Below are 21,776 nucleotides of genomic sequence, written 5' to 3' on the forward strand. Positions count from 1 at the left end.
TAGTAAAGTAACTATTAAACATAAAAAACTGCGCACAACTACCGCTTGTGCATTTTTCTTTAAAAAATGCTATTCTAGTATGGTAGGTAAAATTGGAGAGGAATGAAATATTATGATTAAAGTTATTGCTTCAGACATGGATGGGACACTACTTAACTCTGATATCGAAATTGCACAAGAAAACGTTGAGGCAATCGAAGCCGCACGCGCAAAAGGTATTCATTTCGTTCTTTGTACTGGACGTATGTATAATGATGCAATGAGCCTTATTAATAAAGTCAATTTGTACGCACCAGCAATTTGTATGAATGGTGCCGAAATTCGTGATGAACATGGTAAAATCATTTTGCAACATCCGATTGATAAAGAACTAGCACGAGACACTTACAATACATTAACGGAGCTAGGAATGTATACAGAATTTTTCACAGATATGGGACCAATTACAACAGATAAAGAACGCGGTAAAAAATTTATGATTGAAATGTACAAGCGCATTTTCCCTGATGCTCCTGTGACAGGCATCACTGATAAAGTAGCCGAACGTTTTGAATCAAAAGATGTACATGAAATTACTGATGTAGAGCGAATTCTAAATAATAAAGATTTAACCATATTAAAGTTTATTTCGTTTTCACCAGAAAAAGATGTACTTGCAAAAGCAAAGAAAAAATTAGAAAAAAATAATGATTTAGCTGTTACTTCTTCTTTTTCCGATAATATTGAAATTACAAATCGTGAAGCCCAAAAAGGCATTTCTTTACAATATTATGTAGAAAAACTAGGCATAACACTTGATGAAACTTTTGCAATTGGAGATAATATGAATGACATTTCGATGCTCAAAATGGCTGGCTATAGTGTCGCAATGGGCAATGCCGAAAATGAAGTAAAAAATTTAGCAGATCATGTTACTGTTTCTAATGATGAACACGGTGTCGCAGCTGCTATCTATAAAATGCTTGAAACAAATGACTAAAGTTTAGTTTTAGGAGGAAATACGATGACAATCAAAAAAACATTAACAATTGCAGGCTCTGATTCTAGTGGTGGCGCTGGTTTACAAGCAGATTTAAAAACATTTGAAGAATATGGTACTTATGGTTTTAGCGCGATTACAACTATCGTAACAATGGATCCAGACAATAATTGGGCACATGGCGTAACTCCAATTGATGCGGGGCTCGTACGTGAACAATTAAAAACCATCCTCTCTGGTGGACCTGTTGATGCAATGAAAACAGGCATGCTCGGCTCCATTGATATCATTAAAGCCACTCGTGAAGCCATTGATAAATACGATTTAAAAAATGTTGTTATCGACCCAGTTATGGTTTGTAAAGGCGAAGATGAATTAATCCAACCGGAAAACGCAGAAGCTATCCGTGATTTATTACTTCCAAAAGCAACAATCACAACACCAAACCTTTTTGAAGCTGGTCAACTTTCTGGTCTTGGCAAGTTAACAACGCTTGATGATATGAAAGCAGCTGCAAAAAAAATCATTGAATTAGGTGCTAAATACGTTGTTATCAAAGGCGGAAAAGCACTAGAAAGCGACAAAGCAATCGACCTACTCTATGATGGCAAAGATTTCACAATATATGAAGTAGAAAAAATTTCTCCAAGTCACAATCACGGTGCTGGTTGTACTTTCGCAGCCGCTATTACAGCCGGTCTTGCAAAAGGATTATCTGTAGAAGAAGCTGTTTCTAAAGCGAAAGACTTCGTTACAGCTGCAATCAAAGGCGGATTTGCACTAAATGAATTTATCGGACCTGTTTGGCACGGTGCATATAATAAAGCGGAGAATAGATAAGATACTAAAAAAGAGCGAACAAATTTCTGCTCTTTTTTAGTATCATTATTCAAAAGTAATCACCATATAACAGCCTCATTTAAACGAATATTATTCAATCCGATTGAACATGTTTGGTGCGATTTATATGACACAGCTTATTCATCCGACGGTAATGTTGCCATAAGTTGAAAGAAATAATTTGGATCTCCGGTATTAAAATAAGCATACCAAAACTCGAGTGTATCTGATTGAAAAACGCCCAATTGCTCAATAATTTGTTTTGACCATAACAAAGATCCGGCCGAACTTGCCGTAATGAGGTTGTTATCTACTACAGAGAGTTGATCCACATAAAAATCTTGCCCTTTGTAATTAGGGCTAAACATAGCAAGAAATTCGACTCCATTGCTGGTATGCAGACGCTCATCTAAGATACCTAAATTAGCAAGAGCAACAGTAGCCCCGCAAATTGCTCCCACTTTGGCTCCATGAGATAGGAACTCCCGAGCGATTTTAAGAATGTTCCTATGTTTAGCATCATTCCACGTGTCTGCTCCCGGTAATAACAACATATTCGTTTCATCCACAACGATATCATCAAGCAAACAGTCAGGAACTACCTTCATTCCGCCCATTGTAGTGATAGGCTTTTTCGAATAACTAACTGTCTTAACAGATAAGTTACGCCCTCCCCTTTTAAAAAACCGACCTGAATTCAACTCTGCGGTGATGTAGCCTATTTCCCAGTCCGCTAAAGTATCAAGTACATAAACATAAATCGTATTCATTATTCTCCTCCACTCCATCACTTGTAGTTACTTTTTAATTATACCTGTTGATAGCTGACAAATGTATGTCAACAATATAAATAAGCTAAAGTGATAAAAAAGTGGGAACTTACCATACTTGATTATGATAACTTTAGATCAGCAAAAAATATTTTTCCTGCATTAGTCAAACAAACACTTCTATTTTCTTTATTTAAAATAAAATATTCTTTTTCTTCACAGTGACGAAAAAACGCCTTTCCCAAATTCCCACCTAAATGAAATGTTTGTTCCGTCCAATCCAAACAAGACTTAATAAATATTCCTTGTTGTTTTTTTATAAGATTAATTTCCATACCTAAAGATTCAAAGTATTGCCCCCCTTTATCCGTTAGCTCAAGATTGTTATTTTCTAATTTAACATATCCCTTTTGAACTAGAAAATTAAAAAAATCAACACCCACAGTACCTGCTAAATGTCGATAACAAGAACGTCCCTTTTTTAGTTTTTCCAATTCGATAGTTTCATTAAAAGAATTAATTTCTTTGACAGGACTTATATTCATTAATTTTTCTAATAAATCGGCAATGTCTTCTGAGCACAAATGAAAGTAGACATTCCTTCCTTGCTTATAAGAAGCTACCCAATTCAATTCACATAATTGTTTTAGGTGATAGGAAGCAGTATGACTTTTAATTTTTGTTTTTTTAGCAAGTTCACTTACATTATGATATTTTCCGTCCATTAATATTGTCAGGATTTCTAATCGGGATGAATCTGCTAAAACTTTAGTCGTTGCTTGTAAATCGGGGAATCCTTTCATTTCAATTTCCTCATTTCTGCTATATCGATGGGTATCGAGTTATATACATATTATACTATACAGAGAGGTGAAGAATATGTTTAAAAAATTGAAAAAAAACAGTTTTTATTATGGTTTTCCTGTCGTACTTATGACTACCAAAGATACTGAAAATAATAAGGACAATATCACTGTTATTAGCTCCACTTGGACTTTGGGAAAAAGTATCGTCATCGGTCTAGGACTAGCTAACAAAGGCTACTTAAATTTACAAGTTGGTAGTGAAGCAACATTTAATGTCGCCGATGCATCTATTTGGGAAAATATTGAACGCATCGCAAAAACAACAGGTAACTTTAATCTGCCTGACTTTAAGAAACAAGCTGGCTATAAATATTGTACAGATAAATTTAGTTTAGGCGGATTTACGAAAATGGCTGGAAAAGAAGTTCAAACTGTTAGAATTCAAGAATGTCTGATTCAAATAGAAACAAGCATAACCGAAATGTCGATTAGAAGTGATTTCGCAATTATAGAATGTGAAATAAAAGGAATTTTTGTAGATAAAAAAATCTTGTACGATGACTCCCATATTGATGTTAATAATTGGTCCCCATTAATTTATAAATTCAGGGAATACACAACAGCAAACCAATCACTAGGAACTAATTTTCGTTTCAAGGAATTTAAGGATTAGACTAAAATGAACTTATTAGTAAAATGACTATTTCGCAAAATAATTAAGTAAGCAATCATTTTTAATTGTAGTGAGGCTGGGACAAAAGGGGCTCTACAATGAAAAACAAGCAGAAATCATGTCTATTCCATTTTTTGAAATGGCTCTATATCCATGATTTCTGCTTTTCTCTTTTTCCAACTTTTATTGCTGAGATTTAGTTATGTCCCAGCCTCTCCACTTTTTTTATTTAACGAATACTAGGGCTGGAATTTTTTTGTATAACACTAATATATTGAAGTATAATTTTGGCAAGTATGCAGTATTCCTCCGAATCGACTACCTTGTACAAAAATGTCATCACTAATACTACCTAATTCTTTTTAATAAAATGCTCATTACTAAGTAAATGTTGATTATTATAGATTTCAAGGTCTCTTCATTTAAATAGAAGAACAAACCGAATTTAAATGGTTTGTTCTTCTAAATGTAGGTCCGCCCTTACTATCCTAGCAATTATTATTTGATTACCAGTCTTGTAATAAAGTGCATTTTTAATATATTTCACGTTAATTCTTTTAAAGCATGAGATACCTCATCTCTAATTTGCTTTTCGCTATAGTACACATTAGGTAATTTCAAATCCTCTGCATTATCAGAAAATCTAGCTGCCATATCTGACACATTTCCTAAAACTATATATTCTTTTTTCGACAATTCATCAAAATCTATTTCTAAATCAAAAATTTTCATAAACTGATTTGTAAAATTGTTAATCTCTATTTCCCTATGATTCAGGCCATTTAGCAAGTAATATAATTGCTCTTTTTTTGTCATAATATTTCTCCTCCACTATTATTTTTTGGGGACTTCTGGCAATGGACCTAATGGTCTTCTATCATATTTAAAGTGATAAATAGTATTTGTCGCTTTATCATAAAGCACTTCAAAATTATATTTCTTATTGTTAATATAAATTTCGCTATAATACATGGTTGCGCTAGATCCTCTTGGGTCAGGCATTGGAGTACCACCTTTGATTGCTTCTTTCAAGGTTTGAGCAGGGACTGCTCTTTCAGGATTAGCCATGTGTTCTTTAACTTTGTTTGTATAGTTAAATATATTTTTCCCAGAAGATATAGCCCCATCGGCTTTCTTCGTACTCTTTTCAGCCTCTTTCACCTTGTCTGCTTTTTTATGAATCTTATTTGCGTCTTCTACGCCTTCGTAAACAAATTTAAACCCTTTGGCCCCATATTTGCCTACTTTAGCAAGTGGAATGATAAATAACAAGGAAAGTCCTCGTTCGCCCCAGGATAGCTTGTCTCCGGTTATCGGGTCTTCTCCAGTCATAACTCTAACACCGTCTCCTATTGGTGTAAAGAGGTCGGCTATTTCTTTTATTGCTTTCACTGGGTCAAAGTTTTTCGCTTCTGCTTTCATTGCTTCTGCTTGGGCTAGCATTTTCCCTAACCCACCATCTTTTCCTGCCCATTTATCATGTTTTACGGTGAATTGGATATCGTCTTGGGTCAGCGTACGGCCATCTTTGGACCACGCCCATATGTACGTCCCGTTTCCTAAGTCTATTCGTGTATAAGTTCGGCCCGTTGTATCTGGTTCTTCTTGTGCTTCTTTTTTCTGTTGAAAAGCTCGAATGGTATTGGCCCATGCTAGTTTTTCTTGGCTTGGAATCATAAAGGTACCCGATGTTGGATTCCATGCGGTCTTTGTTTGGGCTAGGCCTTAATCAATCGCCTGTTTCAAATGAGCGATTTCGGAAAAAATACTGGGCGAACTTGCGTGAAAGGCGATTAATTTTTGAAGCTTTTCTTCTAGTTCTTATTTGCTTGTTTGATACGCTTCTAGTAAGGCATGATTAAATTGCAGCTGGATTTGCTGATCTGTTTCAGATAATGGGGATTGCCTCACTTGGTTCTCTAGGTCATTCGCTTGGTGGATGAGTTCATTGACTCGGCGTATTTGTTCTTCCAGTTCGGACTGTTTGAGATCCCCACTGTCCACTTCCCTTTGGTACCGTTCTGGGAATTTTTTGACGGCTGCTTCGGTCGCTTCGGTTAATAAAATCCCTCCCTGAACTAAGGGGTAAAGCACGGTGCTATAATAAGCTTTGGCCGAGTCATATGCTTTTCCTTTTCTAAAACAGCCTTTTCTTTTTTTAGATATTCTTTCAAATTGGAGGCTTCTCTTGTTTTTTGGCTCGCTTCGATATTTTGATGGATTCTACGGGCCATTTCGCTGAGTTGGTCTGGTAGGTGCAACTTATTGGTTTTTAGCTCGCCTGCTTTCTTCATTTGTGGGCCTTTAGTAGCTTTGGGCGCGTTTCCTTTTTCTGTTAAAATAGCTTTATTTCTGATTGCCGTTTTGTTAGGAGCCGTTTGCGATCATTTTGTGAACCATTTTACGTAAAAAGGGAAGCAATTGTCCCCTCATTGTTTGTTTTTAGGAGTGACTCATTTTTAAATAGGTGCACTTAACTTTTATAAATGATAAGCTGTCTACTATGGCTGGCTTTTTCACCCTATCATCCGAAAATCATTCTTATTCCCTGTCATATCCGGCATTAACTCAAACAACATTTTACTATTATCTGGTTTATTTCCCACGATTACTTGCATAAAATAATCATGTACCATAAAAGTGTAGCCATGTTCCTTCGATGTAATCGCATAACCTTCCGAATCATTTTCGGAAACAAATAACCATTTCCATCCATATTTTTCTCGCGCAGCCTCGCCGTATAAAGAACCTAATATATAACCTTGCTCTTCTGCTAACTCAGGATCTGGCGAGGTATTTTTCAAGTAATCTACAATTTTCTGAACACGCTCTTCTGGAGTACCGTCCGTTTGGAGCATAATTTCGCCCTCTTCTTTCAAACGAATGATTTCCGCTTCTTCTGTTTTCGTTAATTCTCGCGCAATTATTGCCATTAGAAACACCCTTTCCCCATCATTATACCTTAAAAAGTTCAATTTTTCGCATCCGATATGTTCGTCATGTATAATGAATGTGTACAGCAATTTTTTATTTAGGGGGCTATTTTTTTCATGGAACAAAATAAAGAAAAACTTACAAAACCGACATCAGAAAAAAACTATTTTTGGCCGATAATGATTATTTCTTTTATTGCGGTTGTGGTGATTTTACTACTCTTCTTTTCACCGATTGGCTATCAGGGAGCCGTGCATTTTGATATTACGATTTTCCCAAGAATGAATGCCATCTTTAATAGTTTTACCTTTGTATTTTTAATTATTGCACTTTGGGCGATTATAAAAAAGAAAAATATTAATATGCATCGTGGGTTTATTCTTGCAGCATTTACATCCACATTGCTCTTCTTAGTATCTTACTTAACGTTCCATTACTTATCCGCCGAAACATCTACTTTTGGTGGAACTGGCATTATCCGCCCGATTTACTTCTTTATCTTAATTACACATAGTTTCTTAGCTGCTATTGTTGTTCCACTCGCGCTATTCGCACTTGTTTGGGGCTGGACAATGCAAGTCACTAAACATAAAAAAATTGTTCGTTGGACGATGCCAATTTGGTTATATGTGAGTTTAACCGGAGTTTTAGTCTATCTTTTCATGGCACCATATTATTAAAAAAATAAGCGTTCAAATGCTTCTCAAAAGAAAGAAGCATTTTGAACGCTTATTTTTTCACAGTAAAACTTTTGGTGATGACTTTTTCTTCTACAACAACTCCATGAAGTTCGCCGCCAAAAACAGCCCCACCATCGATATCAAGCCTTGTTTTATCGCTAGAAACCCAGATATCTGCGCTTCCATCTTTATGTAAATTTTGTACTGGGGTATGTCCAAAAATAAATACTTGCCCCGTCTTATTTTCTCCAAATAAAAATGGTTCTCGAATCCAGTAAAAATCTCGTTGTTCTGTATCATGCCAATCTTCTTTAGAAAAATCTACGCCGGCATGGACAAAAACATACTTCCCTTCTTCATAATAAAGAGGTAAGTTTTGGATAAATTCAATGAGCTCCGAAGACTCCAGTTTAATTCTTTCCGCTAGTCCTTCTGGTGTTGTTTTTTTATCAAGCGAATCAGAAATAAGGGATTGAATTGTTTCCATACCACCTTGACTCAAATAGTAGTGCATTTTCTCAGAGGGATTTTCTAACCAATCCAGTAACATTTGTTCATGATTGCCTTTTAAAACAATCGCTTCTGAATTATCCACTAGCTCTTTCACTCGCCGAAGAACTGCTGCTGGATTTTCACCGCGGTCAATTAAATCTCCAACAAACAAGAGTCGTTCACGCTGCTCATCCCAGTTCTCTAAAAGCTCATCTAATAATGTAATTTCTCCGTGTACATCCCCTACTGCAAAAATTGGCTTCATATTCATTCCTCCAAATTCACATAAAAAGAAATATCCTTTCGCTAATTCTTATTAGCAAAAGGACGCTATTTCCCTATTTGGTACTACCTTCTACTTTTTTAATTTTTTTCTCCACTTCCGAAATTTCGTGACGTAATGCACTTAATCTTACTTCTACAGCATTAATCGGTCCATTTTGGAGTTGTGGGTCTTCAAAATCTTTTGTTTCACTAAGTACTTCTTGATATTCTCGTCGTAAATCAATTAACCGATCTTCTAGTTCTCTTAAGTTCTCTTTGGCCATTTCGCCACCTCCAAATTAATCATACCATCTAACCTTTTCCCCAAAAAGAAGCAACTTACACCTATTTTAATAAAAAAAATGAAACACTTCAAAATACTGTATTACTCCTAAGAAGTATGCTATTTTAGTAATAGGTATTTTTGCTATTATACTTAAAATAAATTTAAAAAGGAGTTTTCATTATGATGACTATTTCACAAGTAAAACAGACAGCTAAAGAGTCGCTTCGTGGCAACTGGGGAATTGCCATTGGAATATTTGTCCTTGCTTGGTTGCTTGAAACTATTGCGAGTGGCATATTAGGTTGGATTCCATTTATTGGTTGGATTGCGTTAATTTTACTTACAGGACCTTTATATGTTGGGGTTTCTTGGGTATACCTAGCAATTAGTAGGAAGGAACTACCTGATGTTGCCTACATGTTTAGTGGTTTTAAAGAATTTGGGCGTACTTTCTTGGCTTACTTGCTAATCTGTATCTTTACATTTTTATGGAGTTTACTTTTAATTGTACCAGGTATTATTAAAGCTTATTCCTATTCACAAACATTCTTTATTTTACGAGATAATCCAAATATCTCCGCTTTAGATGCAATCACAGAAAGCCGCCATATGATGAATGGACATAAAGGTAGACTATTTGGGCTTTCTCTTACCTTTTTACTTTGGTATTTAATTCCAATTGCGGTTGGGATTGTTGGTGTTATTATTATTGCAGGTGGTATGGCTTCTATCTCTTATAATACAACTGATCCTACTGAAATTATTAATGCACTTGCTGCCGGAGCTACATTTGGTGGTCTCGTACTTATCTTAGCTTCTTGGGTAATCTCTTTAGGAATTTCGCTATATGTGTATCCATATTTTATCACTTCTGTAGCTGTATTTTATGATGATTTATATGCAGCAAACGAAGCAACTTACACAGACGAAACCGTGATTGTGGAAGAAGAAGTGGTGGATCCATTCGCAAAATCCGAAGAAGATCCATTTGCTGACGATACTCATCCAGAAGGTTTTGGACCTGAAACAACCAAAGAACCCGAAGCTCCAAAAGATGAAAATGAACCAAAATAACATTTCTGCTGGCGGACTGGATTTTCTAGTCCGCTTTGCTTTGCCAAATGATCGCTTAAAAATAAATGAATTGATGTTAAATACTGCTCGCTGGCTAAAAGAATCGGGTTCTAGCCAGTGGAATGATATTTTAGAAGGCCATGATGTCCATCATATAGAAGAACGCATTGAACTTGGTGAAGTAGCTCTTTTTGAAACATATGAAGCTTTACTTGCTGGTGTCATGATTATTCGCCAAACACCTAGCGATTGGGATTCAGAATTATGGGGAGAATTAGCTGATGAAACTGCTTTTTATCTGCATCGCATCATGGTTTCCCGAGAGTTTAGCGGTATTTCTTTGAGTAAGCAAATGATTAATTGGTCCGAAAAGCTTGCTATATCGAGTCATATTTCGTTAGTTCGTTTGGATTGTATTGAAACAAATGATAGACTTAATCAAATGTATCGCAGCTATAATTTTCAATTTATAGGAAAACAAAATGGATTTAATTTATACCAAAAAAACTTCCACTTATCTAAATAATAGATAGGTGGAAGTTTTTTTATCGGTATGCTTGAATTATTAACTCAGCAAACATGGCTTTGATTGTTTTTCTTGCTGTTTCTAAATCTTCCTTTGCGAGTTGTTCGTATATTTCACTGCTTTTTTTATTTGTCCATTCACGTATCTCGACTGATTTAAAAATATGAATTCCATCAGAAAAAGAGATAATTTGAAAGAAAATTTGTTTTGCGATAGTAATTTGATATGGATTATCAGCAAAACTAATTAAACCAAGAATAAAACGATGATGCGCATCAAAATAATTTTCTAAATCCGTTAAATAGGAATAGCGTTCCATCTCTTGAAGACGTTCATTGAGCTTTTCCACATCCATAATCAAGCCAAAATGCGCCACCTTCACAATAGCTGCATCTACTAAAATACTAATCGTTTCCATTAATTGTACATATCGTTTAGAGTCAATTAAAACATCATTTAAGACTGCGCCGCTATTTTCATGATAAGTGACAATTCCTTGAGCAGCAAGTGTTGCAATCGTTTTTCGAAACGGAGAGCGACTTACACCAAATTCAGCAGCCAGCTTTTCTTCTGCCAAATGTTGATTAGGAGTCAATTCTCCATTTTTAATTTTTATTAAAAGTCGGTCATAAACCATCTTTTCGAGTGTTTTATATTTGTTTGCTACCATTTGTAGGCCCCCTCGTTGCTCGTAATTATATCATAAAACTATTTTTAATGAATTAACTTGCTTTGTTTTGCCTTTTTGGATAGTTTTGGAATAATTTTATCGAGTGGTTTTTTCAGCAATACACCAAATCCGATGAATAAGATGGCAAAACCGCTAAGAACAGCCATATCTATCCAAACAGTTGGCATATAAAGCCCACCCACACTTTCTCGAATTAAACTTACCGCATAAGTAAATGGTAAATAAGGATAAATCGCTTGGAAAAATGGTGGTGAAACTTGAATCGGAAAGTTCCCGCCTGCTCCCGATATTTGTAAAACTAAGAGAATAATCGCAATTCCTTTTCCGACATTATTGAATAACGACACTAACGTATAAACAATCGTCATAAAGACAACACTAATGAACATGCTAAAGAGTACATGTAGCAATGGTTCAGCAATAGAAACATCAAGTAAGAAAATATTACCTAACGTAACGATTAATGCTTGCATAAGTCCAATTGATAGGAAAGTAAGCAATCGACCAAAATAACGATGATAATGACTAAATATCCCTGCTGGTACTTCTACATCAACTCGAAGCAAGGAGATAAGTAGCAAAGCTCCAACCCATAAACAAAGTGCAGTATAAAAAGGAGAGCTCGCCGAACCATAATTAGGAATTGGATAGTAACTAGTTTCCTTTAAATTAACAGGATTGGCTATGAAAGAACTATCCTGATCCGCATCATTTCGGAGCATTTTAATAATATTTTGCAAATCATAATTTTTATCAAAATCGGTTATCTTATTTGCAGCTTTGTTAATCGCGGTTTCAAATTCTGGTAATTCTTCACGGGATAAATTAGCTGCAATCGTAATCGCTTTTTCAAATTCCGGCATTTTTTCTTGAATAAGATTGGAAGCTTGGTCGATTTCTTTTTCCAATCCTGGCAAATCATTTCGAATAAAATCAGCCGCTTTTTTAATATTTGCTTTTACATTTGGATAATCATTTTGATAAAAAGTAGCTGCTTCGTTAATGCCTGCAATTATTGTATTAAGTTTAGTATCAATCACTTCCGTTGTTTCATCTAGCGTTTTTTGAATTTCTGGTAGGCGTGACTGGAATTCTTTTAAATAAGTTTGACCAGTTTGAAGTGTTTTTTTAGAGTCTTGTAATACCTGGCTAATTTCTGGAATTTTCGCTTGTAGGTTTTGAAGCAATTTTTGACTATCTGCTAAGTTACCTTGAATTTGATTGAGACCGGTTTTAACTCTTGGAACAATTTCTGCATCATAGCTATTTAAAATTTGTTGCAATTTCTCGCTAACAGTTTTCGCTTGTGTATTCAGTGTGTTCAATAGTTCCTTAGATGGTTGTTCGCCATTTTCGAGCTGTGTGCGAACTTTTGTAATCGTTTCTTTTTGTGTAGTTAAATCGGAGTTAATGGTTTTAAGGTTTGTAATCAAATCGGTAAATGGTTTATTCGGCAAAGTTTCATTTAAACTTTCTAATGTTGCTGTTTGTTGGGTAATCATTTGTTGTAATGAAACTATATCTTGTTCCATTTTATTTAATTCTGTCATTGCTTGATCTGCACTAATAGAGCCATTTTCGATTGCTTCCGTTATTTGATAAACATTATCTGCCATTTGCTTCATTAAAGTTAGATTTTGCTTTATTGCAGGCGCTAAAGTATCAAATGAATGATTGATTTCATTAGCAAAATCGGATACTTTGTTTACGTATCCATTACTATTTTGAGCAATATTTTGGACAGTAGGTATAGCTTCCATTGCTCCGTTAATTACATCAAGTGCTTTTCCTGACTCATCTACCGCATCGTTCACTGATTTTTTAATTGTTCCAAAGTTTTCATCTACCTCTTTTACGGAGGATGCGATTTGTTTTATTTCCGGGATTTTCTGCTGAAGAACTAAAATATCCGCTCCGAGTTGATCGATTTTCGGCAATTGTTGCTCGACTAATAATACATTTTCAGTTGCTTGATTAAGTTCTGGAATTTTTTTATTTAACTCTACAACCTGATTCGCTTTGGCTTTTAATTCTGGAAGTTTGGCTTCGATTTTGACTGCTTCTGCTCCCATTTTTTTTATTTCTGGCAAAGCATCTTGTACTTGAAATACTTTTGTTTTTAAATGTCGAATTGTCGGCAACTCATTTTCGAGGTCAATTCCGGCTTGATTAAACTCTTCTAAAACAGCTTTACTAACAGTTCCAACAAATTCTGAACTAATTTGGTTTACAATGGTCGTCGCTCCACTTTCTGTCATTTTTGGTGCGATGGCATTAATTTTTTCATTAACAGAGTAATCAATTGTCGGCTTTTTAACATTATCACTTACAACTGAGACCATATCAGCAGAAAAATCTTTTGGAATATGTATTGCCGCATAGTACTTCCCGCTTTTTACACCTTTTTCTGCTTCCTTTTCACTTACAAAGGTCCAACCTAATTTATTATTTTTTTCAAGTGTTTCTTTCAGTTGATTTCCGACATTAATTTGTTCTGGCTTTTGACCTGGGACATCTACTTCTGCCCCCTCATCATCAATTGAAACTGCTACCTTTATTCCAGAAGTATTAGAATAAGGATCCCACAGTGCTTCAATATTAAACCATGCATATAATGACGGCAAAATAATCAATGCAATTACTAATAACAATGCTAAAGGCGCTTTAAATAAGCGGCGCCAGTCTAAAATAAAAATTTCATATACTTTCCGCATCAAAAGCCCCCCTATTTATTTATAAAATCTATCTAAAAGTACGAATAATATATAAATTCATTAGTTTATTCACTACTTCTATTGCTTTTTCGTGCTCTTTTGCCACCATAAAATTGGACAATTGATCAATGCACTCTAGCGTCTCTTTTTCTAAAAGGACAGGAATCATCTTAATATCTTTTTGCGCTTTATTAAAAAAATCGCGTTTCATTTTTCGAACCATGTCTTCTGCATAAATATTTGCTAATTGTGACACAAATTGGAGTAACCATTTGCTGAGTAATGTTAAATACATATCGTCATCATCTTCTTTACCAATTTGTCTCATTTCATTTAGTATTGCGTCGCCTTTTTCCGGTTTATAGGTCAAGTTTTTATTTTTACACTTTTCGATTGTTTGAATGATAAGAATTTCTCCCATTTCTAGTAATTCAATAAATCGACCAGCGCTCATGCTACTTTCAATTACAATCGCACCACGATTAAGCTCATACTCTATCAACTCTTCTGAAACCAAAATAGCAATTGCTTTTCTAACAGGTGTCCGACTAATAGATAGTTCTTTTGCAATACCTGCTTCTGAAATATGTTGTCCGACATGTAGCTTCCCACTGAGAATTTTTTCTTTGATAGTATAATATGCAAGTCTTTCATATGTTTGTTTTTCCATAGTTGTTCCCCCGTTTTCTATGTTTAAAAGTATTTTCTTCGCCAAAAAATTACTGTTACTCCCGTCATAATAAATAACGTAAATAGTAATATCAATGCAAAAGCATGTTCATTATTCATAAAAGGCAATTTAATATTCATCCCGTAAATGCTTGCCACAATGGTAGGTAGCGATAAAATAATCGTAAAAGAAGTTAAAAATTTCATAACAATATTTAGATTATTAGAAATCACCGAGGAAAACACGTCTGACATTCCGCTAATAATTTGAGTATATGTATCTGTCATTGCAATTGCTTGTTTATTTTCGATAATGACATCTCTTAGTAAATCATGATTCTCCTCTTGTTGCATAAAATGTTCTACATCTTCCATTTTATCTAGGATTGCTTTATTGGATTGCAGTGCTGTTGCAAAAAAAACCAAACTTTTTTGAACGGCCATAAATGCATATAACTGTTCGTTTTTCATTGATTTTTTAATCTGTAGTTCTAAATTATTTGTTTGTTTAATGATTTGATTTAAATATTTGAGGTAATAATAGGATACAGCATATAATAATTTTAACAAAAATTGCTTATGGTTGGTTGTATCATAAAGCTCCAACTTCATTGAACGGATATCCTGCAAAATTGGTAAGTCTCGTAAGGAAATGGTGACAAGATGATTTGTTGTTAAAACAATACCAATTGGGAGTGTTTCATACATCGCATAGCCCAACTCATCCTCCGATTCATAAGGGCAATCCACAATTACTAATGAATGTCTTATATCTTGTTCGGCTCGTTTTAATTCTATTCTAGAGCGCTCTTCTGAATCAAGTGCATCTAATATGTATGGCTTCGGAACGTCCATTTCTTTACTTAAACGCCCAATCTCATCTTCGGACGGATTTGTTACTTTAATCCAGCAGCCTTCTTCTATAGCGGAAAGTTGTTCCATTTTTTCATTCGTTGTTTTAAAAAATTCAATCATCTATAAGTCTCCTTTCTTTACGATATGTTTCATTTGTGTTACATTATTATTAATAATAATTCATTTATGACAAAGGGGCGATAAAAATGGAATTTATGTCGATGATAATAACAGGACTTGCTTTAGCTGCAATTGTGTCTGGTCTTTCTTTTGTAGTAAGTAAACTTAGTGGTTTATCTTGGTTTTGGATAGCATTTTGTGCAAACAGCGGTTTCTTTATAACTTTTATTGCTGTACAAAGCGCATTTCCAGACAATGCCGCTCTAGCTCTTTCTTACTTAAATCTTGGGATTGGTATCTTCCTAACTCTCCAAACAATTTTCCAGTCAAGCAACTGGCTTCTTAAAAAAACGATGCAACGAAGACATTAAAAATAATAACTAACTGTACCTTTCCCTTATTATCGCATCAAAAAACTGTTTAAGCGCACATTTCGCTTAAACAGTTCTTTTTTATTTAAAATGAATCATAATCCCATTTGAATCTATAACAGAGATAGTATGTTCAAAACGGCTTACTTGATACCCTTGCCCTTCTAATTGCTTGGTAATGGCTTCTTTATTTGATGTTACTATCGTAAACCAAGCAAGCCCAACTTCTTGGTTTTGCAAACTTTGTATATTTTGACCAGCCCACATATTAGTTCCAATATGATGATGATAATCCCCTGCCGCAAAAAAACGAGCTGATGGAATGGCTGTTGTTAAGTTCATTCCAAGTGCACTGCGATAAAATTTTTCCGCCTCATCAACATTAGCAACTTGTAAATGTACATGACCAATTTTAGTACCCGCTGGCATCCCAGTAAATCTTTTTTCAGAAACTATCTGTAGTAAACCATCGACATCTACTTCCTCCGTTACCATTGGCAAATTACCTTGTGCATCACGCATCCAATCCTGCTTATTTCGATCAGCATAAATTTCAATGCCATTTCCTTCAATATCATGTAAATAGAGCGCCTCACTGAAAGCATGATCTCCAGCCCCATCAATTGGATAGCCTGATTTAATTAAATGTGCCAATACATTTGCCAAGCTTTCTCTAGTTGGTAAAAGAAATGCTGTGTGATATAAACCAATCCGAGGAACTTCTGGAACTACTGCATTATCTATTTTGTGTAAAACAAGTAGTGCCTCATTTGTTCCACTTACACCAAGCCGAACTACTCGTTCATTCTGTTCAAGCACTTTTAAACCAATAACTTCCTGATAAAAACCCTTCATCTCCTCTAAATGACCTACATTCAATACTACTTCACCAAGCCGCATCATCTCATTTATTTTCTCCATATAAAACGCTCCTTTTATTGTAATATCTCCATTACAACACAAGAAACATTCCATTTCCAATAAAACGACTTACGAAAAGTAAGTAAGTTACTTTCCTGATAATTCACTATGTTTTCTACCATAACTAAAATAGACAACTACGCCAATAACAAACCAGATACTACAAAGAATCCAAGTATGCACGGATAAACGACTAATTAAAAATGCACATAGTAAGAAGGATACAATTGGTAATACAGGATAAAACGGTACTTTAAACCCACTTTGCTGAATTGATTTATTTTTACGTAAGAAGATAATTCCAATTGATACCATCATAAAAGCAAGCAATGTTCCGATATTTACGAGTTCTGCTAATTTATCAAGCGGCACTAATCCGCTAATAATCGCTACAATTACTGCGAATATCCAGGTATTTTTAACTGGAGTTTGATGTTTTTCATTAATTTCAGCTAATACTTTGGGGAGTAAACCGTCACGTCCCATTGCAAAGATTAATCTTGTTGCTCCATAACTCATCACCAAAATTACTGTAATCATACCAACAACTGCTCCAAGCGAGACAATTCCCGCCACCCAATCTTGATGAATTACTTGTAAAGCATAGGCTACTGGATCGGTTACATTTAATTCTGTATAAGGAACTATTCCTGTTAAAACCGCAGATACAGCAATATATAAAATGGTACAAATCAATAAGGAACCAATAATTCCAATTGGCATCGTTCGTTGCGGATTTTTCACTTCCTCGGCAGCTGACGATACGGCATCAAAACCTAAATAGGCAAAAAACACTAATGCCGCTCCATTCATTACACCGCTCATTCCAAACGGCATAAATGGCTGCCAATTATCTGGCTTAACATAAAATACACCTACAACTAAAAATAATAAAATTACGCCAACTTTAATTGCCACCATAATTGTATTAACTCGGGTTGACTCTTTTATGCCTAATGTTAGTAAAAAACCAATAACCATTACAATAATAATTGCAGGTAAATTAATAAATGTTCCTGCTGCTGGATTAAATGGTCCTGAAACTATTTTTGGAATTGAAAGATGGAACCCTGAAAGTAGTGCGTTTAAATAAGAGGACCAACCACTTGCAACAGAAGCTACAGCAAGTCCATATTCTAGTATTAGCGCCCACCCCAGTAACCAGCCAATCAATTCACCAAAAACTACATAACCATACGTATAAGCACTACCAGCAACAGGTACACTAGATGCAAATTCCGAATAACACATCGCAGCAATCGCACAAACAATTGCAGCAATGATAAATGAAAAGATAATTGCAGGGCCCGCACTTTTTGCAGCTACTGTCCCTGGTAAAATAAATATACCTGTCCCAACAATCGCTCCAACTCCGAGCAATGTTAAATCAAATGGTCCAAGTGTTTGCTTTAAATGTTTACTATCACTTTTATTATGCAGTAAATCATTTAAGGGTTTTTTTCTAAATAAGTAATTCATAATTTCTCCTACCTTTTTACAGTCTTTCCACATAGTATACTTTTACGCTTTAAAGGTCAATAGTTTTGTGAAGAAAGATACAAAAAATAAAGATTCTGTAATAAAATAGAACCTAATACCTAAATATATCTAAATACTCTTTCATGATTTGCACTGTGCGCTTGCATAAGCTAAAATTAGAAAGAATGGATTTGTGCGTATTTACCACAAAGCATGCTAGAAAGAGGAATTCATGTGATTTTATTTTATTTTTTATTAATTGTTGGTAAGTTTACCTTTGCCTATTTTCAAATTTTTAAAGACCCAAATTTTTTGGCACTTGGGATAGACTTACTTTTCATTGTAGTACTTCTTGGTCTGATACATTTATTTGCTCCGATTCGCTCGCACATTTATTGGTATGCAGGAATGTCATTATTTGTCGGGATTTTAATGCTCGTTTGCGTTTTATATGCTCGTTTTTATAATGAAATCCCAACTTATCACAGTTTCTCCCTTATTGGTGAAGTTGGCGTAGTAAAAACAAGCGCTACAAGCCTTTTAAGTGGAACAGACTGGTTGTATATTCTTGATATTGTCTTACTTCCAATAATCCTTTATTTAAGTATTAAAAAAGGCCATACCTTCCCTTCATTCCGAATAACTAGCCGTGTATATGGCGTATCATTTATTAGTATTTTACTGATTCTTAGTGGGTTTACTTATTATATGATGCAACAAAATATCATTAGCGACTCCAAACGAGCTAAACGAATGGGGATTTTTACTTTTAATATTAGTACTGCTCTTACTGGTTCTGATCATGTAAAAGCAGCTGATATTACAGCACAAAATGTTCGCGATATTAAAGGTGTTAAACTAGTAGAAAACCCCGATTATTTCGGTGTAGCTAAAGATAAAAATCTCATTATTGTCCAACTAGAATCTCTTCAACGTAATTTAACAAATATCGAAATCAATGGTCAATCCATCACACCAACATTAGATAGCTTAGAAAAGGAAACCATGTATTCCAATAAATTTTTCCAAACAGTTTCAAAATCAAATACAGCAGATGCCGAATGGTCTGTTTATACGTCCACATTCCCAAGCGGATATTACACTAATACACAAACATACGGCGACAGAGTAATACCATCAATGCCTCGTTTGTTAGGCAAAAATGATTATGCAACGGAGACATTCCATACAAATGATGCTAGTTTCTATAATCGTGATGAATTTTATCCAGCTGTAGGTTTTGATAAATTTTACGATAGAAAATTCTTTGGGGATGAAGACGTTATTGGCTTTTCGCCAAGTGATGAAGTGCTTTATAATAAAGCCTTTCCTATTTTAGAAAAGCAGTATAAAGACAACCAAAAATTTTATGCCCAATTAGTAAGTGTAAGTAGTCATATGCCATTTGAAATTCCGGCAGACAAGCAGGAAATTGATTTACCTAGCGATTTAAAAGATACGGAGCTTGGTAATTATTTTGAAGCAGTGCATTATGCAGACAAACAACTTGGTGCTTTTATTCAGAAATTGAAAGATAGTGGCATTTGGGACGATTCAGTTGTTGTTTTTTATGGAGATCATCATATTATCAAAACCGATCAACTTCCTGAAGAGCAAAAAAAATACGTTAATCGTTCCACTGAGCTAAAAGCCGATCCAGCTGATGATTACCGTATTCCTTTCTTTCTACATTATCCTGGAATGGAAAATCCCGGAGAAATCAAGACTGTTGGTGGTGAGGTAGACATTATGCCAACTGTGATGAATTTACTAGGCATTAATACTGGTAACCAAATTATGTTTGGTGATGATATTTTAAACACCCCTAATAATTATGTTCCTGAACGTTACACAATGCCAGAAGGAAGTTACTTTACAGACTCATATATGTACAAACCGGATGAAAGCTTTGAAACTGGTGCAGCAACTAATTACGATGGAACTAACATAGAATTATCCACTGAAGTAAAGAAAAAATTTGATGCTAGTCGGAAACTCTTGCAGTACTCAGATAGTTATGTAAACAATTTGCCATTACGTGATGAAGATAAATAACTAAAAAAGGAAGTATCCATAAAAACACGGATACTTCCTTTTTATTATTTAGGTAAGGCGTCGTTATGCTCGTTAAATTTCTTAATGCTTTCAAGGGCAAGTGGTTTATTCATCATTTGTAAGAACAAATCATAACCAATTGTTACCGTATCCGCTCCACTTGCCAGTGCTTGCATAATTTGACGACTATTTTTAAAACTTGCTCCCATTATTTTCACTGTTTGCAAGTTTTGTAAATCTAAAATATAACGCAATTCTTCTATTGTTTTGGCTGCATCTAACCCACTTACCTCCATACGATTGTAGTAAGGCGCTAGATAATCAGCCCCTGCAAGTGCTGCAACATATCCTTGCTCTGATGAAAAAATCGCAGTTGCTAGAATAATAGCTTGTGGAAACTGAGCGCGAACTTTCATAATCACTTTAATGCCGGCTTCATGGGCGGGTATTTTTAAAGCAATTTTGGTTCCTTCAGCTGGATCCATTTTTCGAATCCGTAAAATATCTTCCCAAATTTCTTCTTCTGTTAATCCCGCTGCTTGGACGAATACTATTTTTGCGGGAATTTGCGCAATATGTATTGTTCTTGGCTGTTTTTCTTTTAGCAAAATAGTTGGATTGGTGGTGACACCTTCAAAAAACGAAAATTGAAGCGCTTTCTTTATTTCCTCTAAATTTACTGTGTCTAAAAACATTTCCTCACTCCTTTAAAATTTGCCTCTTAATATCAGTTTAGAAAAGTTTTAAGTAGCCGTCAACCGTTTCCCAGTCCCAAAGTTGTTAGCAATTTTGTGCATCTAATTATAAAAAAAGATTCGCTCATAAGAACGAATCAAATTTCATTATTTATTTTTCGGTGCTTTTTTCCAATTTTTTCGTTTAAATTCAAAATGTTCCATCCATGGTCGACCTTTTTTTAAAGCGAAATAGCCGATAATCGCAATAATAAGTGCCCCAACAATATCGACAATAATATCGCTCATTGTGTCTTGAAGGACGGCTCTTCCAGTCAGCGGTGTTCCATTAGATAAATTATACCTTTGCATATTTAAATCCATTATGCCATCAAAGGTATACTCATACACTTCCCAAAATGCTCCCATTGTCACTGCAAAACAAAAAGCGAAAACAGCAATAAAACCCGGCTTTAACTTCATTACGACTTTACTATTGGAATTTAATAAACTCACAAATGAGAAACCAATGGCGCCGAGCATTGCACCACTAAATGTATGCAAAATTTTATCCCAGTGCGGCACATTTGAATAGAATTTTTGAACAGTCCCAAGATAAATCGAGCCATATAGAAAAACGATAAATAAAATATAAACAAGTCCTGGTATTTCAAATTTAAAGCGTCGTGAAATAATAGATGGTAATAGTAAAATAAGAATGCCTAGCAATATTTCAAATAATAAAAACAGATAATCTCCTCGTAAAGTTACGCTCGGCCCAGTTGCTGGTTGCTTAATTGGCGCCGTAAAAACTTCATATGTAGTAAAAATAACCGAAACTCCCATTGATGCAAAAACAAAAAGTGCTATCCATTGTGTCCAATTAATTCTCCTCATGCTCTC

Annotated in this window: 25 protein-coding genes; 8 read left to right on the forward strand and 17 right to left on the reverse strand. The window is 34.9% G+C overall.

Going from position 1 to position 21,776, the window contains the following annotated elements; genetic code table 11:
* Positions 1-112: 112 nt before the first annotated feature.
* The gene (locus HCJ50_RS12535; protein ID WP_185344910.1) at positions 113-979 is read left to right on the forward strand and encodes a Cof-type HAD-IIB family hydrolase; all 867 of its coding nucleotides are present in this window, start codon (positions 113-115) and stop codon (positions 977-979) included.
* A 24-nt stretch (positions 980-1,003) separates the two neighbouring features.
* Positions 1,004-1,819, forward strand: coding sequence for a pyridoxine/pyridoxal/pyridoxamine kinase (pdxK, locus tag HCJ50_RS12540; RefSeq protein WP_185344908.1), 816 nt, complete (start codon positions 1,004-1,006; stop codon positions 1,817-1,819).
* Positions 1,820-1,956: 137 nt separating this feature from the next.
* Here pdxK and HCJ50_RS12545 read toward each other — a convergent pair whose 3' ends face one another.
* Both HCJ50_RS12545 and HCJ50_RS12550 read right to left on the reverse strand, forming a co-directional pair.
* Positions 1,957-2,589 (reverse strand): type 1 glutamine amidotransferase family protein, encoded by a 633-nt coding sequence (locus HCJ50_RS12545; protein ID WP_185344906.1) that lies wholly within the window; start codon positions 2,587-2,589, stop codon positions 1,957-1,959.
* Between the two features lie 122 nt (positions 2,590-2,711).
* On the reverse strand, positions 2,712-3,392 hold the full coding sequence (locus tag HCJ50_RS12550) for an ArsR/SmtB family transcription factor (protein WP_185344904.1): 681 nt from the start codon (positions 3,390-3,392) through the stop codon (positions 2,712-2,714).
* A gap of 76 nt (positions 3,393-3,468) precedes the next feature.
* Here HCJ50_RS12550 and HCJ50_RS12555 point away from each other — a divergent pair, with 76 nt between their 5' ends.
* A complete protein-coding gene (locus HCJ50_RS12555; RefSeq protein ID WP_185344902.1) occupies positions 3,469-4,068 on the forward strand; it encodes a flavin reductase in 600 nt (199 codons plus the stop codon).
* Between the two features lie 543 nt (positions 4,069-4,611).
* On the opposite strand, the gene HCJ50_RS12560 is transcribed toward HCJ50_RS12555, so the two are convergent.
* From HCJ50_RS12560 to HCJ50_RS12580, 5 genes are all read right to left on the reverse strand, one after another.
* On the reverse strand, positions 4,612-4,884 hold the full coding sequence (locus HCJ50_RS12560) for a hypothetical protein (RefSeq protein WP_185344900.1): 273 nt from the start codon (positions 4,882-4,884) through the stop codon (positions 4,612-4,614).
* Positions 4,885-4,902: 18 nt separating this feature from the next.
* A complete protein-coding gene (locus HCJ50_RS12565) occupies positions 4,903-5,745 on the reverse strand; it encodes a pre-toxin TG domain-containing protein (RefSeq protein ID WP_185344898.1) in 843 nt (280 codons plus the stop codon).
* 144 nt (positions 5,746-5,889) lie between these two features.
* The gene (locus HCJ50_RS12570; protein ID WP_311769581.1) at positions 5,890-6,162 is read right to left on the reverse strand and encodes a hypothetical protein; all 273 of its coding nucleotides are present in this window, start codon (positions 6,160-6,162) and stop codon (positions 5,890-5,892) included.
* The gene (locus HCJ50_RS12575) at positions 6,147-6,362 is read right to left on the reverse strand and encodes a hypothetical protein (protein WP_185344896.1); all 216 of its coding nucleotides are present in this window, start codon (positions 6,360-6,362) and stop codon (positions 6,147-6,149) included. Before HCJ50_RS12575 ends, HCJ50_RS12570 begins: the two co-directional genes overlap by 16 nt.
* A 222-nt stretch (positions 6,363-6,584) precedes the next feature.
* Complete coding sequence (locus HCJ50_RS12580) at positions 6,585-7,001, reverse strand: hypothetical protein (protein WP_185344894.1); 417 nt, start codon at positions 6,999-7,001, stop codon at positions 6,585-6,587.
* 117 nt (positions 7,002-7,118) lie between these two features.
* Between HCJ50_RS12580 and HCJ50_RS12585 the strand changes: the two genes are divergently transcribed.
* Complete coding sequence (locus HCJ50_RS12585; protein ID WP_185344892.1) at positions 7,119-7,682, forward strand: DUF420 domain-containing protein; 564 nt, start codon at positions 7,119-7,121, stop codon at positions 7,680-7,682.
* Between the two features lie 49 nt (positions 7,683-7,731).
* Here HCJ50_RS12585 and HCJ50_RS12590 read toward each other — a convergent pair whose 3' ends face one another.
* Complete coding sequence (locus tag HCJ50_RS12590) at positions 7,732-8,439, reverse strand: metallophosphoesterase (protein ID WP_185344890.1); 708 nt, start codon at positions 8,437-8,439, stop codon at positions 7,732-7,734.
* A 73-nt stretch (positions 8,440-8,512) separates the two neighbouring features.
* On the reverse strand, positions 8,513-8,722 hold the full coding sequence (locus HCJ50_RS12595; protein ID WP_185344888.1) for an Lmo0654 family protein: 210 nt from the start codon (positions 8,720-8,722) through the stop codon (positions 8,513-8,515).
* A 185-nt stretch (positions 8,723-8,907) separates the two neighbouring features.
* Between HCJ50_RS12595 and HCJ50_RS12600 the strand changes: the two genes are divergently transcribed.
* Both HCJ50_RS12600 and HCJ50_RS12605 read left to right on the forward strand, forming a co-directional pair.
* Positions 8,908-9,798 (forward strand): DUF975 family protein, encoded by an 891-nt coding sequence (locus HCJ50_RS12600; protein ID WP_185345016.1) that lies wholly within the window; start codon positions 8,908-8,910, stop codon positions 9,796-9,798.
* Positions 9,785-10,324 (forward strand): GNAT family N-acetyltransferase, encoded by a 540-nt coding sequence (locus HCJ50_RS12605; RefSeq protein ID WP_185345018.1) that lies wholly within the window; start codon positions 9,785-9,787, stop codon positions 10,322-10,324. Before HCJ50_RS12600 ends, HCJ50_RS12605 begins: the two co-directional genes overlap by 14 nt.
* Before the next feature lie 19 nt (positions 10,325-10,343).
* Here the strand turns inward: HCJ50_RS12605 and HCJ50_RS12610 are convergent, their stop codons facing one another.
* The 4 genes from HCJ50_RS12610 to HCJ50_RS12625 are packed head-to-tail and all read right to left on the reverse strand — an operon-like array spanning position 10,344 to position 15,373.
* Positions 10,344-10,994, reverse strand: coding sequence for a GntR family transcriptional regulator (locus tag HCJ50_RS12610; RefSeq protein ID WP_185344886.1), 651 nt, complete (start codon positions 10,992-10,994; stop codon positions 10,344-10,346).
* Between the two features lie 44 nt (positions 10,995-11,038).
* On the reverse strand, positions 11,039-13,729 hold the full coding sequence (locus tag HCJ50_RS12615; RefSeq protein ID WP_185344884.1) for a YhgE/Pip domain-containing protein: 2,691 nt from the start codon (positions 13,727-13,729) through the stop codon (positions 11,039-11,041).
* A gap of 28 nt (positions 13,730-13,757) precedes the next feature.
* A complete protein-coding gene (locus tag HCJ50_RS12620; protein WP_185344882.1) occupies positions 13,758-14,399 on the reverse strand; it encodes a GntR family transcriptional regulator in 642 nt (213 codons plus the stop codon).
* A gap of 23 nt (positions 14,400-14,422) precedes the next feature.
* Positions 14,423-15,373, reverse strand: coding sequence for a magnesium transporter CorA family protein (locus HCJ50_RS12625; RefSeq protein ID WP_185344880.1), 951 nt, complete (start codon positions 15,371-15,373; stop codon positions 14,423-14,425).
* An 86-nt stretch (positions 15,374-15,459) separates the two neighbouring features.
* On the opposite strand from HCJ50_RS12625, the gene HCJ50_RS12630 reads away from it, so the two are divergent.
* A complete protein-coding gene (locus tag HCJ50_RS12630) occupies positions 15,460-15,744 on the forward strand; it encodes a hypothetical protein (RefSeq protein ID WP_185344878.1) in 285 nt (94 codons plus the stop codon).
* Between the two features lie 81 nt (positions 15,745-15,825).
* Here HCJ50_RS12630 and HCJ50_RS12635 read toward each other — a convergent pair whose 3' ends face one another.
* Positions 15,826-16,665 carry a VOC family protein gene (locus HCJ50_RS12635; RefSeq protein WP_185344876.1) on the reverse strand — a complete coding sequence of 280 codons (840 nt, stop codon included), beginning with the start codon at positions 16,663-16,665 and terminating at the stop codon, positions 15,826-15,828.
* A gap of 87 nt (positions 16,666-16,752) precedes the next feature.
* The gene (locus HCJ50_RS12640; protein ID WP_185344874.1) at positions 16,753-18,144 is read right to left on the reverse strand and encodes an amino acid permease; all 1,392 of its coding nucleotides are present in this window, start codon (positions 18,142-18,144) and stop codon (positions 16,753-16,755) included.
* 234 nt (positions 18,145-18,378) lie between these two features.
* Here HCJ50_RS12640 and HCJ50_RS12645 point away from each other — a divergent pair, with 234 nt between their 5' ends.
* Positions 18,379-20,199, forward strand: a complete 1,821-nt coding sequence (locus HCJ50_RS12645; protein WP_185344872.1) for an LTA synthase family protein — start codon at positions 18,379-18,381, stop codon at positions 20,197-20,199.
* Between the two features lie 44 nt (positions 20,200-20,243).
* On the opposite strand, the gene HCJ50_RS12650 is transcribed toward HCJ50_RS12645, so the two are convergent.
* Positions 20,244-20,894: a transaldolase family protein gene (locus HCJ50_RS12650; protein WP_185344869.1), complete on the reverse strand. Its 651-nt coding sequence runs from the start codon at positions 20,892-20,894 to the stop codon at positions 20,244-20,246.
* A gap of 147 nt (positions 20,895-21,041) precedes the next feature.
* Entirely contained in the window at positions 21,042-21,770 is a 729-nt protein-coding gene (locus HCJ50_RS12655) for a hypothetical protein (protein WP_185344867.1), read from the reverse strand.
* Positions 21,771-21,776 lie beyond the last annotated feature (6 nt).

The sequence above is a fragment of the Listeria immobilis genome (assembly GCF_014322765.1).
Lineage (GTDB): Bacteria > Bacillota > Bacilli > Lactobacillales > Listeriaceae > Listeria > Listeria immobilis.

What these genes read in the sequence shown, in the direction of transcription:
- HCJ50_RS12535 (WP_185344910.1), top strand. Translation starts at nt 113, where the DNA reads ATGATTAAAGTTATTGCTTCAGACATGGATGGGACACTACTTAACTCT.
- pdxK (WP_185344908.1), top strand. Translation starts at nt 1,004, where the DNA reads ATGACAATCAAAAAAACATTAACAATTGCAGGCTCTGATTCTAGTGGT.
- HCJ50_RS12545 (WP_185344906.1), bottom strand. Translation starts at nt 2,589, where the DNA reads ATGAATACGATTTATGTTTATGTACTTGATACTTTAGCGGACTGGGAA.
- HCJ50_RS12550 (WP_185344904.1), bottom strand. Translation starts at nt 3,392, where the DNA reads ATGAAAGGATTCCCCGATTTACAAGCAACGACTAAAGTTTTAGCAGAT.
- HCJ50_RS12555 (WP_185344902.1), top strand. Translation starts at nt 3,469, where the DNA reads ATGTTTAAAAAATTGAAAAAAAACAGTTTTTATTATGGTTTTCCTGTC.
- HCJ50_RS12560 (WP_185344900.1), bottom strand. Translation starts at nt 4,884, where the DNA reads ATGACAAAAAAAGAGCAATTATATTACTTGCTAAATGGCCTGAATCAT.
- HCJ50_RS12565 (WP_185344898.1), bottom strand. Translation starts at nt 5,745, where the DNA reads ATGATTCCAAGCCAAGAAAAACTAGCATGGGCCAATACCATTCGAGCT.
- HCJ50_RS12575 (WP_185344896.1), bottom strand. Translation starts at nt 6,362, where the DNA reads ATGAAGAAAGCAGGCGAGCTAAAAACCAATAAGTTGCACCTACCAGAC.
- HCJ50_RS12580 (WP_185344894.1), bottom strand. Translation starts at nt 7,001, where the DNA reads ATGGCAATAATTGCGCGAGAATTAACGAAAACAGAAGAAGCGGAAATC.
- HCJ50_RS12585 (WP_185344892.1), top strand. Translation starts at nt 7,119, where the DNA reads ATGGAACAAAATAAAGAAAAACTTACAAAACCGACATCAGAAAAAAAC.
- HCJ50_RS12590 (WP_185344890.1), bottom strand. Translation starts at nt 8,439, where the DNA reads ATGAAGCCAATTTTTGCAGTAGGGGATGTACACGGAGAAATTACATTA.
- HCJ50_RS12595 (WP_185344888.1), bottom strand. Translation starts at nt 8,722, where the DNA reads ATGGCCAAAGAGAACTTAAGAGAACTAGAAGATCGGTTAATTGATTTA.
- HCJ50_RS12600 (WP_185345016.1), top strand. Translation starts at nt 8,908, where the DNA reads ATGACTATTTCACAAGTAAAACAGACAGCTAAAGAGTCGCTTCGTGGC.
- HCJ50_RS12605 (WP_185345018.1), top strand. Translation starts at nt 9,785, where the DNA reads ATGAACCAAAATAACATTTCTGCTGGCGGACTGGATTTTCTAGTCCGC.
- HCJ50_RS12610 (WP_185344886.1), bottom strand. Translation starts at nt 10,994, where the DNA reads ATGGTAGCAAACAAATATAAAACACTCGAAAAGATGGTTTATGACCGA.
- HCJ50_RS12615 (WP_185344884.1), bottom strand. Translation starts at nt 13,729, where the DNA reads ATGCGGAAAGTATATGAAATTTTTATTTTAGACTGGCGCCGCTTATTT.
- HCJ50_RS12620 (WP_185344882.1), bottom strand. Translation starts at nt 14,399, where the DNA reads ATGGAAAAACAAACATATGAAAGACTTGCATATTATACTATCAAAGAA.
- HCJ50_RS12625 (WP_185344880.1), bottom strand. Translation starts at nt 15,373, where the DNA reads ATGATTGAATTTTTTAAAACAACGAATGAAAAAATGGAACAACTTTCC.
- HCJ50_RS12630 (WP_185344878.1), top strand. Translation starts at nt 15,460, where the DNA reads ATGGAATTTATGTCGATGATAATAACAGGACTTGCTTTAGCTGCAATT.
- HCJ50_RS12635 (WP_185344876.1), bottom strand. Translation starts at nt 16,665, where the DNA reads ATGGAGAAAATAAATGAGATGATGCGGCTTGGTGAAGTAGTATTGAAT.
- HCJ50_RS12640 (WP_185344874.1), bottom strand. Translation starts at nt 18,144, where the DNA reads ATGAATTACTTATTTAGAAAAAAACCCTTAAATGATTTACTGCATAAT.
- HCJ50_RS12650 (WP_185344869.1), bottom strand. Translation starts at nt 20,894, where the DNA reads ATGTTTTTAGACACAGTAAATTTAGAGGAAATAAAGAAAGCGCTTCAA.
- HCJ50_RS12655 (WP_185344867.1), bottom strand. Translation starts at nt 21,770, where the DNA reads ATGAGGAGAATTAATTGGACACAATGGATAGCACTTTTTGTTTTTGCA.